Source organism: Lentzea tibetensis, assembly GCF_007845675.1.
Classification (GTDB): domain Bacteria; phylum Actinomycetota; class Actinomycetes; order Mycobacteriales; family Pseudonocardiaceae; genus Lentzea; species Lentzea tibetensis.
Window position 1 is genome coordinate 1 of record NZ_VOBR01000034.1, and the last position, 16,295, is coordinate 16,295.

The window sequence follows — 16,295 nt, forward strand, 5'->3', positions numbered from 1 at the left end:
CGACCTGTCGCCCAACGCCGGCTCCACCCACACCAGCGGCTCACCTTCGACCTCCACCCCGGACGCACCGTCGTCCCCCAACTCACCCTCGACGTCCTCACCGGACGGACCAGGCTCCACCACACCCGGCTCACCTGGGTCACCCAGCACACCTGGCTCGCCGGGATCACCCAGCACGCCAGGTTCGCCCAGCTCGCCTGGGTCACCGAGCACGCCAGGTTCGCCTGGCTCACCGAGCTCGCCTGGGTCACCGACTTCGCCGTCCTCGAGTTCGCCGTCGGGGTCGCCTTCTGGCTCGCCGTCGTCTCCGGGCGCGCACTCGCCGGGATCTCCGTCGTCGGGCGCCCCGTCGGCCCCGTCGCACGCGCCGAACTCGCCGTCCGCGGCCGGCGCACCCAGCCCGTCGCACGCGCCCAGCGCGGACGGCCCATCGGGTGCCCCGTCGCACAGCCCGTCCCCGAGCGGCCCGTCGCCCAGCTCCACCGGCGCACCTTCGGCCGGTGCGCACTCCGGTGCCCCGTCCGCGGGCTCCCCATCGGCGGGCGGGTCGCCGAGCGCACACGGCCCCGGCGCCCAGCCCGACGCCCCAGCCGCCCCGCGCAACACCGGCCAGACCCAGCAGGCAGGCGTCGCCGCCCCCGAGGCACCCACCCACGCGGCAGGCCCGCGCGACACCAGCCCCGCCAGCTCCTCACCCGCCGGACAACAGAGCCCAGCAGGCACCCCGGCCGCAGGCCCCGCCGGCGCGGCCCCAGCAGGCGGCGCACCCTCGGCCGGCGGCGCCCCGACCGCAGGCGGAGCCCGCCCCGGCGCCGGTGGCGGCTGGACCGGCACCCCCGGCAGCCGAGGCGACCTCGGCTCCGGCACCCCCAGCCCCCGCACCCCCGACACATCGCCTTCGGGCGCCCGCCCGCACAGCGGCACCCCCAGCACACCATCGGCACCCCACGCACCGTCGACCTCCTCGGCACCGCACGCACCCGCAGCGTCCTCAACGCCACACGCACCTTCGACACCAGCAGCGCCGTCGGCGCCGCACGGCGGCACCCAGAACACCGGCGCGCCGCACTCCCCCTCAGCACCTGCCGCGGGCGCGCCGCACACCGGCACACCCGCCGCAGGCACGCCCCACACCGGTCCCGGCGCGGGTGCGCCGCACACCGGATCACCTGCCGCACCGAACGCGGGTACACCGCACTCCCCGAGCGCAGGCACACCACACGGCGGCCCGGCCACCGGCTCGCCATCGGCACCCGGCTCACCCCACGCAGGAGGCCCGAACGCGGGCACCCCGCACACCGGCACACCGACCGCTCCTCCCACTGGCGCACCGCACACCGGCTCACCATCGGCACCTTCCGCGGGTGCACCGCACACCGGCTCGCCCACGGCTCCCTCCGCAGGCGCACCGCACACCGGAGCCCCCTCAGCGCCCAACGCACCGCACAGCGGCCCAGCCGCCGGCACGCCGCACGGCGGTCCTGGCGGCGGCTCGCCACAGTCCGGCCCTGGCGCCCGCCCCGACGCGCCGGGCGCGCGTCCGGACGGGCCGATGCGCCCGCAGTCCGCGACCACCCCCACCCACGCCGACGCCCCCAGCCCCGGCACCAGCGCACCGCATGGCGGCCCGAACGCGCCGCACACCCAGCAGCCGGGCTTCACCCCACCGCACACCGGCAGCCCCGGCATGGGCGCACCCCACACCGGCGGCCCCGCCGCGGGCACGCCGCACACCGGCGGCCCGAGCACACACGGCCCCAACTCGCCCAGCGCACACGGCCCCGGCGGCCGCCCGGACACCCCCGCCACCAGGCCCGACGGCCCTGGATCCAGGCCCGACGGAACACGCCCGGACGCCTCCCGCCCCCGCACCGACGCCCCCGGCGGACACCCCAACAGCCCCTCCCGCCCGGACACCCCAGCCCCGCACAACCGCCCCGACAGCGCGCGATCCCGCGGCGACAGCCCCACCACCCATCCCGGCCAGCGACCCGACGCACCCAGCCAACCCCACAACCGCCCGGATGGCACCCGCCCCGACGGATCCCGCCCCGACGGATCCCGTCCCGACGGCACCCGCCCGGACGGCACTCGTCCCGGCTCGGCGCACCCGGACACCCCGAGCCACGCACCAGACCGCCCAGGCCACACCCCCGACCGGCCCGGCCACAGCCCCGACGGCAACCGGCCCGACAGCCACGCCCCGGACAGTCACGGCCCGGACAGCCCTCACCACGACCCCGACACGCCCGGCCACCACGACAAGCCGGACACCGACACCCCCAACAGCCACGACCCCAACAGCGACACCCCCCACACCCACGCCGACGAGCCGCGCCCGGACCCCGCCGAGGCCCACGCCCGGCACGCCGAACCCACCCCGGCCGGCGTCAGCCACCACGGCGGCGACCCCGACATGGGCGACCTCCCGCACCGCGTCCCCAACGACCCGCGCTTCTTCACCGCCGACGTCCACATCACCCCCGACGGCAGAGCCCGCATCGGCGGCCACGACTACACCCCCGCCGAATACGCCGACATGCTCCGCCGCTCCGGCTACGACGGCAGCAAACCCGTCCGCCTCATCGGCTGCGACGCCGCCAGCAACGACTTCGCCCAACAACTGTCCAGACACCTCGACGCCCCCGTCGTGGCGCCCACCAAACCCGCCTGGACCGACGCCAACGGCCGCGTCTTCACCAGCGACGTCGACATCACTCCCGACGGCACCAGGCAGCCGAAGATCCCGCCCAACGGCGAATGGGAAACCCACCACCCCGACGGCAGCAAAACCAAAGCCAGCGACGACGGCTACGCACCCGGCAGCGACAAGAACACCGACGGCGCCGACGCCAAAGACCGCGGCGACGAGCCGAAGAGCGACAGCGACAGCACTGACGCCAAGGACAAGCCGGAGACGCCCAAGAACGACCCGGACTGGGACAAGGCCGACCCGGCGGACCGAGCACGCATCCAGGAACAGGTCGACCAGATCCGTGATCAGGTGCGTGAGAGGTTCGACCAGTACTCGCGCGAAGCGTGGGACGAGGTCGACGGCAACTGGGACGACCTCAAGAAGCGGTACGACCGACCCATCAACGAAAAGGGTCTGCCGGAGGAGATGTTCAAGGGCACCGAGACGCACAACCGGTTCGAGAAGCGGGTCGAACAGGACATGAACGATCTCATCGACCCCGAGTCCGGCTACCGGATCCGCGTCGAGACGTCGTGGGATGCCGAAGGCGACCTGGTGCCGCGCGGCACCAAGGACTCGATCCGGCCAGACCTCATTCTGGAACGACAGTTCCGCGACGAAAGCGGCCGACTGCAGTGGGAGACCGCCCACGTGTGGGACCTGAAGACCGGCCAGGACGTCATCAGCAACTCGTGGGCGACGAAGGTCAACGACCGGCTGGACCCCGTGAAGACCCCGGAAACGATCAACCACCAGCTGGCCGACCAGGGCAAACTCCCCAAGGTCGACTCTCGTTAAGGTGGGGCGCATGAAACTCGTCGACCGCTGGCACGAACTCGCGAGGGAGCTGGCACCATCGCTCCCCGGCCGGTGGAGGCTGCGGGGCCGGGGTGACCTGACGGCGCTGGTCCAGGAGCCGTGGGACTGGACCGTGCGGTGGATCGGGTTCGAGCGGAGCTCGTTCTCCGACGAGGGCTGGTTCCAGGCCGCGGTCGAACCGCCCGTCCGAGACAGGTTCAAGTGGGCGCTGACGTTCGGGCTCAGGATGGACGAGGTGCAGGGTGGCCCGCGTCGCGTGGACCTCTGGTCGGCCGAAGCGGGACAGGTCCTGCAGGAGTTCGCGGTCAAAGCCGCTCTGCCGGAGTTCGAGCACTGGACCGTCGAGACGTTCGCCAGCGCCGCCGAGAAGTCGTTGCAACGGCCCGTCGAACGCCGACGGCCGCCGCACTACTGGATGATGGCGCCGGCGTGGCGCGTCATCCTCGACACCGGGTCCCCGGAAGAGCCGCTGCGGCAGATCATCGACTACTGCAACGAACACGAAGCGTTCAACCGCGCGTTGCCGTTCTACGAAGAGGTGCTCGAACGCTGGCAGGCCGGTGGACGTGACGAGACGCTCAGGTTTCTCGAGTTCGACCGCGACCGCAAGCTCGAGGAAGCGGGTCTCGCCCACCTGATCGACGGAGGAACGGCATGACCGCCCCACCCGCGCTGATCGAAGCCGTGCAGGAGAAGCTGCCTCTGCTCGCGCCGGAGGCATCGCTCGACGCGGAACGCGGTGAACTCCTGGTGCCGGTACCGGACGGCAGGGCGCGCATCTCGCTCGACTCGCTCGCGAAGACCGCCGCCACGACGCCGGCAGAGCAGTGGCCCGCACTCGTCGAGAGCTGGCTCGGCACGTTGCGCGCCGACCTCGCCGACGCGCAGGCGGGCAACGACGTCTCTCCTGACCAGCTCCGGGTCCAGCTGAAGCCGCACGAGGACACCCCGCCGACCGAGGCCCTGGTCCTGCCGTACGACCAGAACTTCGACGCCGCGATCGTGGTCGACCACGAGACCCGCGTCTCACCGCTGACCTACGCGCAGACGGCGAAGCTCGGCGCCGCGGTGGACGAGATCAACCGCCGGGCGATCAAGCAGACGATCACTCAGGAACTGGCGAACCTGGACGTTCGGGATCACACACTGCCGAACGGCGTCGTCACGCGAGTCGTCGCGCAGGACGGCAACCCCTACGTGACGACGATCCTCCTGTCGCTGGACCGCTTCACTCCTGGCGACGCTCCGCACGGCACGATCGTCGCGGTCCCCCAGTACAGCGCCGTGCTGCTGCACGAGGTGCGCACCCGCGACGTGATCGACTTCCTCGTCCCGTTCAGCCGCATCGCGAAGTCGATGCACGACGAGGCGCGCGACCCCTTCGGGACCGCCGTCTACTGGTGGGTCGCGGGGACGTACCACCGCGTCGAGATCGAGGAGACGGGCGACGACACGGCGAAGGCTCACCTGCCGGTCGGCTTGCGCGAGGTCGTCGACGCACTCCCGGAAGCGGACTGAGCCTGGCTCGCCCCGAGCGTGACCTGAGTCAACCGCCCCGCGCACACGGGGCCCGGCGGTTAAGATCGGCTCAACGTCTGGGGGGATACGAAGGGGCGAGGAGAGCATGAGTCAGCCGGCGACACCGCTGAGCGACGAGGACCAGCAGCAACTCGTGAGGCAGATCGGTCGCGCGATGCTGCCCGCACTACCGCCGGACTGGACGAGAGTGCGTGCGGAGTACCGCGCGGCAGGCAGGCACATCGAGGTCGACCTCGCGTTCGCCGGACCGGATGGCCAGATGCGGCCGGTGCGGCCTCCGATGGACGTCGTGCAGCTCTTCGGCCAGCTTCGGCAGGGCATGTACCAGCAGGATCGGGGGACGTGGCTCAGTGCGGTGTACGAGATCGAGGCGCCTGCGGCGTTCACGGTCGACTTCAACGCCGAGGAGGAGCCGCGGTGGCGCAACACGCCGCCGCCCATCGGCTTCCGCGACGAGCTGCAGACGTTCCCGCGGCCGGACGAGCGGATTCCGGACTGGTGGCGGCAGCGGATCGGGCTGCCACCGCTGCCCCAACCCGAACCGCAGGAGTACCAGGCCGCCGAGCAACCGCCGTCGGACGCGCCGCTGCGCACCGCCAAGGTGTACGACGGCAAGAACGACGAGGGCCGCATCGTGGTCAACCGGCAGCCGGTCGAGCCGCACCTGGTCGACGGGCTGATCGCCTACCTCGAGTCCGCTCCGGTCGTGCTGGCCGCGCGGAACCTCGACGTGGACGAGTTCAACCCCGGTGAGCAGGACGTCCCGCTGAACTTCCGCACCGACGGCACGTGGATCTGGGCGGGCGCGGTGCCGCACTACCTGAAGAAGTACGGCCTGCCGCCGGAGCCCGAGCTGGTGCGGCACGCGGCCAACCGCGGCTTCCAGGTCGGCGACGTCGACGAGGCGACGCAGGACCTCGCGGTCTCCATCATCACCGGTCAGCGGTAGTACTCCGGAGCACCGCCTCTCCTCGCGGGGAGAGGCGGTAACCGGTTTCCAGGCTCTCCGTGAGCCCTTTCGCCTTCAACCGCCGCACGTCCACATCGGACCGAAGCGCGACGCGCGGATCCTCGCCCAGGTACCGCAACCGGATCCGGTACAGCGAACCCTCACGCGAGTCCACAAAGGACATCAGATCGGCCACCGAGGAGTAGCCCGCGGCCGAAGCCTCCACTGATGACACGGACGACACGACGTCCACCGCGTCGATCGCCAGCACGCCCACCGCGGTCTGCAACGTCGAGCCCGCGCACCGTCGGGCGCCGCCACCGGCGGAACGCCAGGGTCACGGTGCCCGCGACGATCTCGTCCAGCACCGGCCGTCGGATCAGCACCGGCCCATCATCCCAGGTTGCCGACCTCCCGCACCCCGGCCACGATCCGGAGCAGGAGGTGCACGATGCTGCTGGAAACGCTCGCACAACGCTGGGGATTGTTCGCGCTCAGAGGCGCTCTGGCCATCCTGTTCGGCGTGATGGCGCTGGTCTGGCCGGGGATCACACTGCTCGCACTGGTGCTCCTGTGGGGCGCCTACGCACTGGTCGACGGCGTCACGGCCCTGTACATGTCGTTCACCCAGCGCGAATGGCCGACCGCTGACCGGGTGATGCAGGGGGTCTTCGGCGCGATCGGCGTGATCGCCGGAATCGGCGCGATCGCCTGGCCCGGACTGACCGTCGGGGCACTGCTGATCGTCATCGCCGTCTGGGCGATCGTCGCCGGGGTCATCCAGATCGCGGCGGCGATCCGGATGCGCAAGGTCGTCACGAACGAGTGGTTCTACGTCCTGACCGGCGTGCTCTCGGTGGTGCTGGGCATCATCCTGTTCGCCAGTCCGGGCAGCGGTGCGCTCGCGCTCGTCGTCACGATCGGCGTCTTCGCGATCATGTGGGGTGTCGTGCTGCTGTTGTTCAGCTTCCGCCTGCGGTCGCTGACAGGGCATTCCGCCGCTGGGCACGGGCAAGCAGCGCCAGCGTGACGAGCACGCCGAGACCCGCCCACACGTAGGCGTTGCCGATCACCTGCTGCCACCACGCCCAGTTGCGCTCGACGTCGTTGTCGTTGGGGAACCACCAGTGCGGCCCGAGCGCGAACACCAGCGTCAGCGGCAGGAAGCCCGCCCAGAACGCCCGGCCGCGGCGCAGCCCCGGCCGGGCGAGCAGCACCAGCGCGGGCGCGATCCACACCCAGTGGTGGCCCCACGACACCGGGGAGATCAGCAGCCCGCCGGTGGCGACCGCGAGGAACGCGACGAGGTCGTCACCGATCCCGCGCGCCCACACCGCAACTAGGTACGTCACGACCACGACGAGCAGCGACAGCACGACCCACGTCAGCACCTGCGCGGAACCGTCGAGCCCGAGCCGGGCGACCAGGCCGCGCAGCGACTGGTTCGCGGTGTAGGTGAGCCTGCCGACGCGACTCGGGTCGAGCAGCGCGCCCAGCCAGTACTTGCTCGCGTCCGACGGCGCGATCAGGAAGCCGAGCACGCCGAAGAAGAGGAACGAGCCGATCGCGACGACCACCGGCCGCCACTCGCGCTTGGCCACGAAGTACAGCGCGAAGAACGCCGGCGTCAGCTTGATCGCGGCGGCGAGGCCGATGAGCGCGCCCCTCGGCCAGCGGGTGCGCGCGAGCAGGCAGTCCGCCATGACCAGCACGCCGAGCATCAGGTTGATCTGGCCGAACCACAGCGTCTCGCGCAGCGGGTCGAAGATCGACGTCACGGCCGCGACCCCGAGCCCCCACTGCACGGCCTGCGGACCCCACCCGCACACGCGCGAGGCGGCGATGAGGCACAGCGTCGTCAGCGCGGCCAGGTTCACGAACGCCACGGCGAACACGGCGACCGCGAGCGGCACGAGCGCCAGCAGGCTGAAGATCACCGCGGCGACCGGCGGGTAGGTGAACGGGAGGTCCGGCCCGCCCAGCGGCTTGGCGAACCCGTCGACGTAGAGCGGGAAGCCCTTCAGCCACGCCTCGCCGCCGACGCGGTACACGCGCAGGTCGAGCGAGAAGTCGAGCGGGCGGCTCATGATGAACACCAAGGTGCCGATCATGGTGACGAGCCAGCCTGCCGCGATGAGCCGACCGCGAAGGTCCAATCGCGCCAGCGTCTGCATCGTGCACCCCCGTGTGAGCCGTTCGGACGCCGAATCGTAGCGAGCGCTCGGATGAGGTTTACGTCACGACCTCCGGCGGATCCCCGCTCGGAAAACTTCACGTAGCGTCGTTGCTTGTGCGCACACCGTCGAACCTCAGGTCATTTCGGGTGAAGGGGGCGCACAAAAGCGCACGCACGGGATACTCTGTGCGCATGAGCCCCGCGCTGGAGACGGTGCTGGCCAAGGCCGGCCTTCAGGTGACCCCCGACGAGTTCCTCTCTCTCGTGAGCGATGCCGCGAAGAGACTGGCTCCGCCGCACCCCGACCCGGCCAGCTACTTCACGCCGGACCAGGCCGAAGCGCTGACCGACGTGGGGCTCGACCTGACCCCCGCACGCCCGCAGGACGCGAAGCCGCGCGCCCGAACGGTCGTCGCGCACGCCGTGCTGCGCGACTCGGCGCTGACCGTCGCCGAGGCCGCCCGGCAGCTCCAGGTCGACACGAGCCGCATCCGGCACCGCCTCGGTGTCGGCAGGCTGGTCGGCTGGAAGGACAAGGGCAGCTGGCGCCTGCCCGCGTGGCAGTTCGCCGGCGGTGGAGTGCTGCCCGGTCTGGAGACCGTGCTGTCCGCCGTTCCGGTGGACCAACCCGCGCTCGTCGTAGCCGCCTTCATGACCACCGCACAGGAGGACCTGCTGGTCGACGGCAAGCCCGCCACCCCGCGTGAGTGGCTCCTCGCCGGAGGAGACCCGCGGCGCGTGGCCGACCTGGCCGCCATGCTCGGGACACCCGTCTAGAGCACACGAGACAACCTGGACCTGAATGTCACGGCTTCCCCAGCCGCCTGCCCCTGCCGTCCTGCAGGCGCACCTGCGCCGCACCGAGGACGTGGTGGCGGTGCACCGGGCGACCCGCCTGGTGCGCGTGTTCACCGCCAAGGGGCTGCACCCGCAGCGCTGGAACACGTTCCGCTACACCGGCCCGCTCACGCACGCGCGGTTCGACTGCCAGCCGCCCGCCGAGGACGGCGGGCCGACGCAGAGCCACGAGCACGGTGTCCTCTACTTCGGACTGTCCGTGCGCACGTCCGTGGCCGAGGTCTTCCAGTCGACGTCGCTGGTCGACCGCCGCACGCGCTCACCGTTCCTCGTGGTCCTGCGACCACGCCGGACGTTGCGACTGCTCGACCTGGCGGGCCTGTGGCCCACGCGAGTGGGCGCGTCGCAGGAGATCTCCAGCGGCCCCAAGCACATCACGCAGGCGTGGGCGCGCGCGATCCGCGCCGCCTACCCGGAGCTGGACGGGCTCTGGTACCGCTCGTCCATGGACTCCGGCGACCCCGCGGTGTGCCTGTGGGACCCGCCCGGTGCCAGCGGGTTGCCCGCTGCTCCGGACGTGTTGCTGCCGCTGGACCATCCGGGTCTGGATCTGCCGTTGGCGCGCGTGTGCGAGGAGCTGAACTACACACTGCTGGGATGAACGAGTTCTCCGGAACCGTGCACGGCAATGTCCTCCAGGCCGGGACGATCCATGGTGACGTGCACATCCACGGCCGTGCAGAGCAGCGGTTGGACCCGATTGCGCTGTACTACCCGTACATCCACGTCCGCGACGACACGTGGTTGAAGTACGCGGCGCTGTACTGGCCGAAGCTCGGCAGGCTGCTGCCCAACGGCTATCCGGCGAGGGACTCGGCCGTGGCGGTGGAACTGGACCGGGAGCTGAAGTGGGTGCTCAACATCCAGCCGTACTTCGCCGCGATGAAGATCGGAGACGACTTCCTGGACCTCGTCGTGCACCACGCCGAGGCATTGCGTCACCGCTACGGCATCCAGGACGTGCACGACTGGCAGGTCGATCCGGACGGCGGCAGCTCGGCGGGCACGTCGCGCGACCTGAACCCCCGATACTCCTACGTGCACTTGACCAAGATCCGGCGTGACCTGGTCGAAGCGATCGTCGATGCAGGCCTCGGCCACGAAGTGGGCGGACATGGTGGCGACTGGCTCGGCCTGCACCCGAAGCTCGCGGGCGTATACATGTGCGCGCTCACCGAGGAAGTGGCCAGGGAGGAGCGGATGCATCCCGTCACCGACCGGGCACTGACCCACGCTGCCCTCTCCGGCTGGACCATGGAACGGCTCGCGGAGGTGCTGCTCGGCAGCAGTCACGACACCAGGCCAACGGCAGGTGACCCGATCGACCGGTTCGTGGTCGCGGCCTTCCAGACCGTCGTCCCCGCGAACATGGCGTCCGTCCCCGTCGAGAAGATCATCGAGGTGCGCAAGCGGTACCGGCGCGAGCTGAACGGGTTCCGCGAGTACGTCGCGGCACAGCTCGAGGCGGTCACCGGCCTCGGCGACGTCCGTGATGTCGCCGTCTACCGCGCACACCTCGACTACGAGGTCGAGCGCAAGATCTCCGACAAGCTGGACGACCTGCGGGACCTGCTGCTGGACATGGGTCTGGAGCCGGCAACCGCACTTGCCACGGTGAAGGCGCCGCTCGACGTGCGGGACACGACAACGGAAACGAGCGAGCGCGGAACGCTCGCAACCCGTGTCGTCGAGGTGCCGCAACGATTGCGGGACCAGACGATTCGCAGCTCCCCGGTCGGCTACCTGTTCCACCTCGGCGAACGCCTGTCCGCGTCCGCACTGGCAGATCAGGTCACCAGTGCGATGCAGACCTAGCGGCGCCGGAACACGACACCGACCCCGACGAGCGCCACCATCGCGATGACGCAGCCCCACAGGTTCCACGGTTCGTAGTTCACGTTCCGCGCGAGCTCGGGCCGCAGCGGTGGCAGCTGGTACACGTCCACCTCGTCGCTCTCCAGGCGGTGGCTGTAGGTCTCGGACTCCTCGACGGTGCCGCTGGGGCACGCGATCACGTAGTCGTACCCGTGCCCGCTGCGCGCCCCCTTCTCCCAGTGGTACTCCTCGGTCGCCATGACGTGGCACTTCTCCACCGCGCCGAACGTGGTCATCACGGCGTTGTGCAGCTCCTGGGAGATCATGGCCGGGGCGATGGTGCCGACCGCGAACGCGAGCGAGATCATCCAGAAACCGCCGCGGCCGACGAGTGCCACGACTCCGGCGCCGAACACCAGGCCGGCGATGATGGTGAACACCATCCACGTGATGAACCAGCCGATCCCCTCGGGGAACAGTCCGAGGGGAGCGAACACCACCACACCGGCGGCACCGCCGACGATCATCAACCACGCCACTCGTGGCCGCGTCATCGCGCGACCCCGCTCGACTGGTCGGTGTCGCGGCGCCTCGCCAGAAGACCGACCCCGACGAGCGCCGCCATCGCGAGCGGAGGACTCCACAGCAGCCACGGCTCGGAGTGCATGCTCCGCGCGAGGACGGGCCGCAGCGGCGGGAGCTGGTACACGTCCACCTCGTCGCTCTCCAGGCGGTCGAAGTAGTCGACGGTCTCCTCGAGGATGCCGCTGGGACACGCGATCGCGTAGTCGACGACGTACTTGTCGGACTTGCCCCGCACTCCCTCGCTCCACCTCTTCTCGGCGTGCGCGACGCGGCACTCCTCCACCACGCCGTACGTGCGGAGCACGGTGAGATGGGCCTCGAGCACGAGCATCACCGGGGCGGCCGCGCCGATCAGCACCGCGACTCCGAACGCACAGCCGCCGCCCCGTTGGACGAGCGTGAGCACGCCGAAGCCGAAGACCAGGCCGCAGAGCACGGCGAGCACCGGTGCCCCGACCTCACCCATGAATCCGGAGAACATGCCGAGCGGCACGCACACCAGCACTCCGGCGGCACCGCCACCGATCAACCACCACACCCACCGCTTCATGCGGCAACGATCCAAGGACGCACCACACGGCGACCACACTCAGGCCAGGTGGCGCGACCACCACTCGAGGACGGCGTCGAAGCGCTGCCTGCGGTGCCGGGGCTGGCCGGTCCGAGTGAGCTCGTGGCCCTCACCGGGGAACACCAGCATCTCGGCGTCGACCCCGTTGCGCCGCAACGCGACGAACATGCGCTGCGCCTGTTCCAGCGGGCAACGCCAGTCCTGCTCGGAGTGCACCACCGCGAACGGCTTGGTGATCTTCTCGACGTAGCTCAGCGGCGACATCGCGTACTGGGCCTCGCGGTCGATGCCGATGTAGGCCTCGGTGAAGAACCAGCCGATGTCGGACGAACCGGAGAACGAGTCCCACGCGTTGACCGCGCGTTCGCTCCACGCCGCGCGGAAGCGCTCGCCGTGGTGCGCCGCCAGCCAGGACGTCATGAAACCGCCGTAGGAGCCGCCCATCACGCCGACGCGGTCCGCGTCGCAGGCCGGGTTCGCCAGCGCCAGGTCCAGGACGGCGAGCACGTCGTCGGCGTCGACCGTGCCGTACCTGGCGATCACGGCCTGGCCGTGCGCCTGGCCGTAGCCCGCCGAGCCGCGCGGGTTGGGCAGCACGACCGCGTAGCCCGCGGCGGCGTAGACCTGCGCCTCGTCGAAGAAACCCCAGCCGTGGTACATGAACGGGCCGCCGTGCACGGCCAGCACGACGGGGTGCGGGCCCTCGCCCTCGGGCAGCACCAGCCAGCCGTGCACCGGGTAGCCGTCCGGCGCGGTGCCGTTCAGCTCGACCAGCGGCCGCGCGGGCACCGACGAGAACGAGGCGCGCACCGAGGTGCCCACGAAGGACACCACACCCGGATTGTCCTCAGTGGACACACAGGCGACTGTCGTGTCACCCGACGCGGCGAAGGACTTCACGTGGGCACGCGCACCTTCGAGCAGCGGCAGGTCGGCGAGCACGACGCCCGCGGCGTCCAGAGGCACCCGGCGCAGCTCGACCGCGCCGCGGTTCCGCGCCGCCACGAGCACACCGGACGAGGTGACCACCGGACGGCCGGACAGCTTGTCCAGGTCCACGGTCTCGGTGTCGGTCATCCGGACCGCGTCGCCACCTGCGACGGGCACGCGGAACAGTCCCGCGTTGCGGGCGACGGCGTGGATGCCGGTGAACTCGGTGCCCAGGAAGAAGATCGAGTCACCGGAGACGACCGGGTGCGCGGCGTCGCCGGGGCCCCGCACGACGAGCCGGGGCTCGCCGCCCGCGGCCGGGATCGCCCACAGGTCGTGGTGCAGCGTGTCGACGGCACCGAGGTCCCGGTCGGTGACGACGACGATCTCTGAGCCGTCCGCGGTCCACGCGGGGTCGGCGACCTCGAACGCGCCGTCGGTGAGCTCCTTCAGCGAATCTTCAGCCGAATCCTCGGCCAGATCGAGCACGAACAGGCGCGGCCTGCGGTCGCCGAGGAAGCCGACGTCGTCCACGCGGTACATGAGATTGGTGATGCGGCGCGGCGCCTCGGCCTCCGGGCCGTCGTCGGAGGTGCCGTAGCGGCCCTCCTCCGGGATGCGCGCGGTGAACGCGATGCGGCGCGAGTCCGGCGCCCACACCGGCGCGCCCGCGCCGAGCGGCAGATCGGTCACGCTCCGGGCGTCACCGCCGTCGAGCGGCATGACGTGCAGCTGCGGCTTTCCCTTGCCTGACGTGCGAAGGAAGGCCACCAGACGGCCGTCCGGCGAGATCCGCTGCGCGAAGTCGCGATCGCCGAACGTCCACTGTTTCGTGGTGCCGTCCGGCAGGACGCGGTGCAACCCTCCCCGGTAGCTGTTCGAGGCGAAATCCGGCGTTGCGACGCTCACCAGCACCACGTCACCGGACACGTCGACGGTGCCGGGAGTGGTCAGGAGCTCCAGGTCTGCGGGGCGCACGAACAAGCACGTTACCCGAATTGGTTAGCAAAGCTCAGGACAGTTTATTGACTGATCACATAGATTTCGCCTCATGACGCGCACCCTCTTCACCGGCGGGAAAGTGTTCGACGGCACCGGCTCACCCACGGCCGAAGCCGACGTCGTCGTCGAGAACGACCGGATCGTCGACGTCGGAACCGGCCTGGACGGCGACGTCGTCGTCGACGCGACCGGCCACACCGTCCTGCCCGGACTCTTCGACTGCCACGTGCACCTGATGTTCGGCACGCCCGACCTCGTGCACTCGCTGAACACACCGTTCTCGCTGCCGTTCTACGAGGCAATCGGCAACATGCGCTTGACGCTCGAGTGCGGCATCACGACCGTCCGCGACGCGCTCGGCGCCGACCTCGGTGTCGCGGAGGCGGTGCGACGGAAGCTCGTCGCAGGCCCGCGCATGCAGATCGCGATCAACATGGTGTCGCAGACCGGCGGGCACAACGACGACTGGATGGCGTGCGGCGCGCACGTCGCGTCGATCCCACCGCACCCCGGCCGCCCGAACACCGTCGCGGACGGTCCCGAGGAGCTGCGCAAGGTCATCCGCGAGCTGGTGCGCGCGGGTGCGGACGTCATCAAGATCGCGTCGAGCGGCGGCGTGATGTCACCGCGCTCCAACCCCAGGCACGCGCACTTCCGCGACGACGAGATCGCGATGATCGTCCAGGAGGCCGCGGCCGCCGGGATCGCCGTGATGTCGCACGCGATGAGCGCCGACGGCATCCTCACCGCGGTGCGCAACGGCGTGCGCTCGATCGAGCACGGCGTGTTCCTCGACGACCGGGGCATCGAGGAGATGCTGGCGCGCGGCACCTGGCTGGTGCCGACGCTGATGGCGCCGCGCATGCTGCTGGAGCAGGCCGCTGCGGGCGTCCCGGTGTCCGAGGTGGTCCTCGCGAAGGCACACGTCGTTGCCGCGCAGCACGCCGAGTCGTTCCGGTCCGCAGTGGACGCCGGCGTCAAGATCGCCATGGGCACCGACTCCGGTGTCGGCCCGCACGGCGACAACCTCAACGAGCTGACGCTGATGGCGCGCAACGGCATGAAGCCCGCACAGGCGTTGCACGCGACGACGCTCAGCGCCGCCGAGCTGCTGGGGGTCGACAACGAGCTCGGCACGCTCGCCCCTGGCAAGCGTGCCGATGTCGTTCTGGTGGAGGGTGACGCCGAACAGCACGTCGTCGACGGCACCCTGCGCCAGGCGATCCGCGCCGTCTACCAGGACGGCGTGCGGGTGATCTAGGCGTTCGAGCCCACGTGCTTCTGGGCCTCCGGGTCGCGCTTCACCTTGAGGAGGCTGGCGATCGTCGTGATCGCCAGCACTCCGATGATCACGCTGAGGGAGACCTCGATGCCGATCGTCGGCACGTGCAGCGGCTGGCCGTCGTTGAGGAACGACAGCTGGTTCGTGTGCAGCGCCTCGAGGATCAGCTTGACGCCGATGAAGCCGAGGATGACCGACAGGCCGACCGACAGGTAGACGAGCTTCGACAGCAGTCCGCCGAGCAGGAAGTACAGCTGGCGCAGGCCCATCAGCGCGAACGCGTTCGCGGTGAAGACCAGGAACGGCTCCTTGGTGAGGCCGAAGATGGCCGGGATGGAGTCGAGCGCGAACAGCAGGTCCGTGCTGCCGATGGCGACCATGACGATGAACATCGGCGTGACGTAGCGCTTGCCGTCGATCTTGATGAACGAGTTGGCGCCGTGGAAGTCGTCGGTCACGGGGAACACCTTGCGCACGAGGCGCAGCATGATGTTCTCCTTGAACTCTTCCTCGTCGTCGTTGTCGTGGTTCTCGCGGGCGAGCTGCCAGCCGGTGTAGATCAGGAACGCGCCGAAGATGTAGAAGACCCAGCTGAACTGGGAGATGAGCGCCGCACCCGCCGCGATGAAGCCACCGCGCATGACCAGCGCCAGCAGGATGCCGATCAGCAGCACCTTGTGCTGGTGGATCGCGGGCACCTTGAAGGTGGTCATGATGATCAAGAAGATGAACAGGTTGTCGACGCTGAGCGAGTACTCCGTGATGTACCCGGCGAAGAACTCCGTGGAGTACTGCGAGCCGAAGAGCAACCACAGCCCGACACCGAACAGGCCCGCGATCGCGACGTAGAAGACCACCCACCGGGCGGCTTCGCCGATCGTCACCTCGTGGGGTTTGCGATCGACGATGACGAGGTCAACAGCCAGCAGTACGAGCAGACCTGCGATCGTTGCGATCCACAGCCACGCGGGGACGTTCACAATTCAACCTCCGGACCTAAAGGCGGCACGCCATTACTCCGGAGGTCTCCTCCGCCGAAATTCGCTGGTCAGCGAACCTTCGACCGACGGCACC

At 70.3% G+C, this 16,295-nt stretch carries 15 protein-coding genes and 1 pseudogene; 9 read left to right on the plus strand and 7 right to left on the minus strand.

All coding sequences use genetic code 11. From position 1 onward, the window contains the following. A pseudogene (locus FKR81_RS36410) lies at positions 1–1,323 on the minus strand (hypothetical protein); the annotation flags it as partial. Positions 1,324–1,552: 229 nt separating this feature from the next. Here FKR81_RS36410 and FKR81_RS36415 point away from each other — a divergent pair. The 4 genes from FKR81_RS36415 (at position 1,553) to FKR81_RS36430 (ending at position 6,002) form a co-directional block, all read left to right on the plus strand. Beyond that, positions 1,553–3,493, plus strand: coding sequence for a hypothetical protein (locus FKR81_RS36415; RefSeq protein WP_146358773.1), 1,941 nt, complete (start codon positions 1,553–1,555; stop codon positions 3,491–3,493). Positions 3,494–3,503: 10 nt separating this feature from the next. Continuing rightward, positions 3,504–4,172 (plus strand): hypothetical protein, encoded by a 669-nt coding sequence (locus tag FKR81_RS36420; RefSeq protein ID WP_146358774.1) that lies wholly within the window; start codon positions 3,504–3,506, stop codon positions 4,170–4,172. Next, positions 4,169–5,032: a hypothetical protein gene (locus FKR81_RS36425; protein ID WP_146358775.1), complete on the plus strand. Its 864-nt coding sequence runs from the start codon at positions 4,169–4,171 to the stop codon at positions 5,030–5,032. Before FKR81_RS36420 ends, FKR81_RS36425 begins: the two co-directional genes overlap by 4 nt. Positions 5,033–5,138: 106 nt before the next feature. Then, positions 5,139–6,002 carry a hypothetical protein gene (locus FKR81_RS36430; RefSeq protein ID WP_146358776.1) on the plus strand — a complete coding sequence of 288 codons (864 nt, stop codon included), beginning with the start codon at positions 5,139–5,141 and terminating at the stop codon, positions 6,000–6,002. On the opposite strand, the gene FKR81_RS36435 is transcribed toward FKR81_RS36430, so the two are convergent. Continuing rightward, complete coding sequence (locus FKR81_RS36435) at positions 5,986–6,291, minus strand: hypothetical protein (protein WP_235922104.1); 306 nt, start codon at positions 6,289–6,291, stop codon at positions 5,986–5,988. The two genes, FKR81_RS36430 and FKR81_RS36435, sit on opposite strands and share 17 nt — an antisense overlap. Before the next feature lie 162 nt (positions 6,292–6,453). Between FKR81_RS36435 and FKR81_RS36440 the strand changes: the two genes are divergently transcribed. Beyond that, positions 6,454–7,032, plus strand: a complete 579-nt coding sequence (locus FKR81_RS36440) for an HdeD family acid-resistance protein (RefSeq protein ID WP_146358777.1) — start codon at positions 6,454–6,456, stop codon at positions 7,030–7,032. On the opposite strand, the gene FKR81_RS36445 is transcribed toward FKR81_RS36440, so the two are convergent. Next, positions 6,965–8,158 carry a glycosyltransferase 87 family protein gene (locus tag FKR81_RS36445; protein ID WP_186763382.1) on the minus strand — a complete coding sequence of 398 codons (1,194 nt, stop codon included), beginning with the start codon at positions 8,156–8,158 and terminating at the stop codon, positions 6,965–6,967. The two genes, FKR81_RS36440 and FKR81_RS36445, sit on opposite strands and share 68 nt — an antisense overlap. A gap of 212 nt (positions 8,159–8,370) precedes the next feature. On the opposite strand from FKR81_RS36445, the gene FKR81_RS36450 reads away from it, so the two are divergent. Genes FKR81_RS36450 through FKR81_RS36460 form a run of 3 tightly spaced genes read left to right on the plus strand, consistent with a single transcriptional unit; the run spans position 8,371 to position 10,851 of the window. Then, positions 8,371–8,955, plus strand: coding sequence for a DNA-binding protein (locus FKR81_RS36450; RefSeq protein WP_146358779.1), 585 nt, complete (start codon positions 8,371–8,373; stop codon positions 8,953–8,955). 25 nt (positions 8,956–8,980) lie between these two features. Further along, a complete protein-coding gene (locus tag FKR81_RS36455; protein ID WP_146358780.1) occupies positions 8,981–9,637 on the plus strand; it encodes an RES family NAD+ phosphorylase in 657 nt (218 codons plus the stop codon). Beyond that, complete coding sequence (locus FKR81_RS36460; protein ID WP_146358781.1) at positions 9,634–10,851, plus strand: DUF6236 family protein; 1,218 nt, start codon at positions 9,634–9,636, stop codon at positions 10,849–10,851. The genes FKR81_RS36455 and FKR81_RS36460 overlap by 4 nt, the downstream gene beginning before the upstream one ends. On the opposite strand, the gene FKR81_RS36465 is transcribed toward FKR81_RS36460, so the two are convergent. Genes FKR81_RS36465 through FKR81_RS36475 form a run of 3 tightly spaced genes read right to left on the minus strand, consistent with a single transcriptional unit; the run spans position 10,848 to position 13,915 of the window. Continuing rightward, positions 10,848–11,405 (minus strand): hypothetical protein, encoded by a 558-nt coding sequence (locus tag FKR81_RS36465; RefSeq protein ID WP_146358782.1) that lies wholly within the window; start codon positions 11,403–11,405, stop codon positions 10,848–10,850. The two genes, FKR81_RS36460 and FKR81_RS36465, sit on opposite strands and share 4 nt — an antisense overlap. After that, entirely contained in the window at positions 11,402–11,986 is a 585-nt protein-coding gene (locus FKR81_RS36470; RefSeq protein WP_146358783.1) for a hypothetical protein, read from the minus strand. The genes FKR81_RS36465 and FKR81_RS36470 overlap by 4 nt, the downstream gene beginning before the upstream one ends. A gap of 39 nt (positions 11,987–12,025) precedes the next feature. Then, positions 12,026–13,915, minus strand: coding sequence for a S9 family peptidase (locus FKR81_RS36475; protein WP_146358784.1), 1,890 nt, complete (start codon positions 13,913–13,915; stop codon positions 12,026–12,028). A gap of 73 nt (positions 13,916–13,988) precedes the next feature. On the opposite strand from FKR81_RS36475, the gene FKR81_RS36480 reads away from it, so the two are divergent. Next, on the plus strand, positions 13,989–15,200 hold the full coding sequence (locus tag FKR81_RS36480) for a metal-dependent hydrolase family protein (RefSeq protein ID WP_146358785.1): 1,212 nt from the start codon (positions 13,989–13,991) through the stop codon (positions 15,198–15,200). Here FKR81_RS36480 and FKR81_RS36485 read toward each other — a convergent pair. Next, positions 15,197–16,201 carry a TerC family protein gene (locus FKR81_RS36485; protein WP_146358786.1) on the minus strand — a complete coding sequence of 335 codons (1,005 nt, stop codon included), beginning with the start codon at positions 16,199–16,201 and terminating at the stop codon, positions 15,197–15,199. The genes FKR81_RS36480 and FKR81_RS36485 overlap by 4 nt on opposite strands. Positions 16,202–16,295 lie beyond the last annotated feature (94 nt).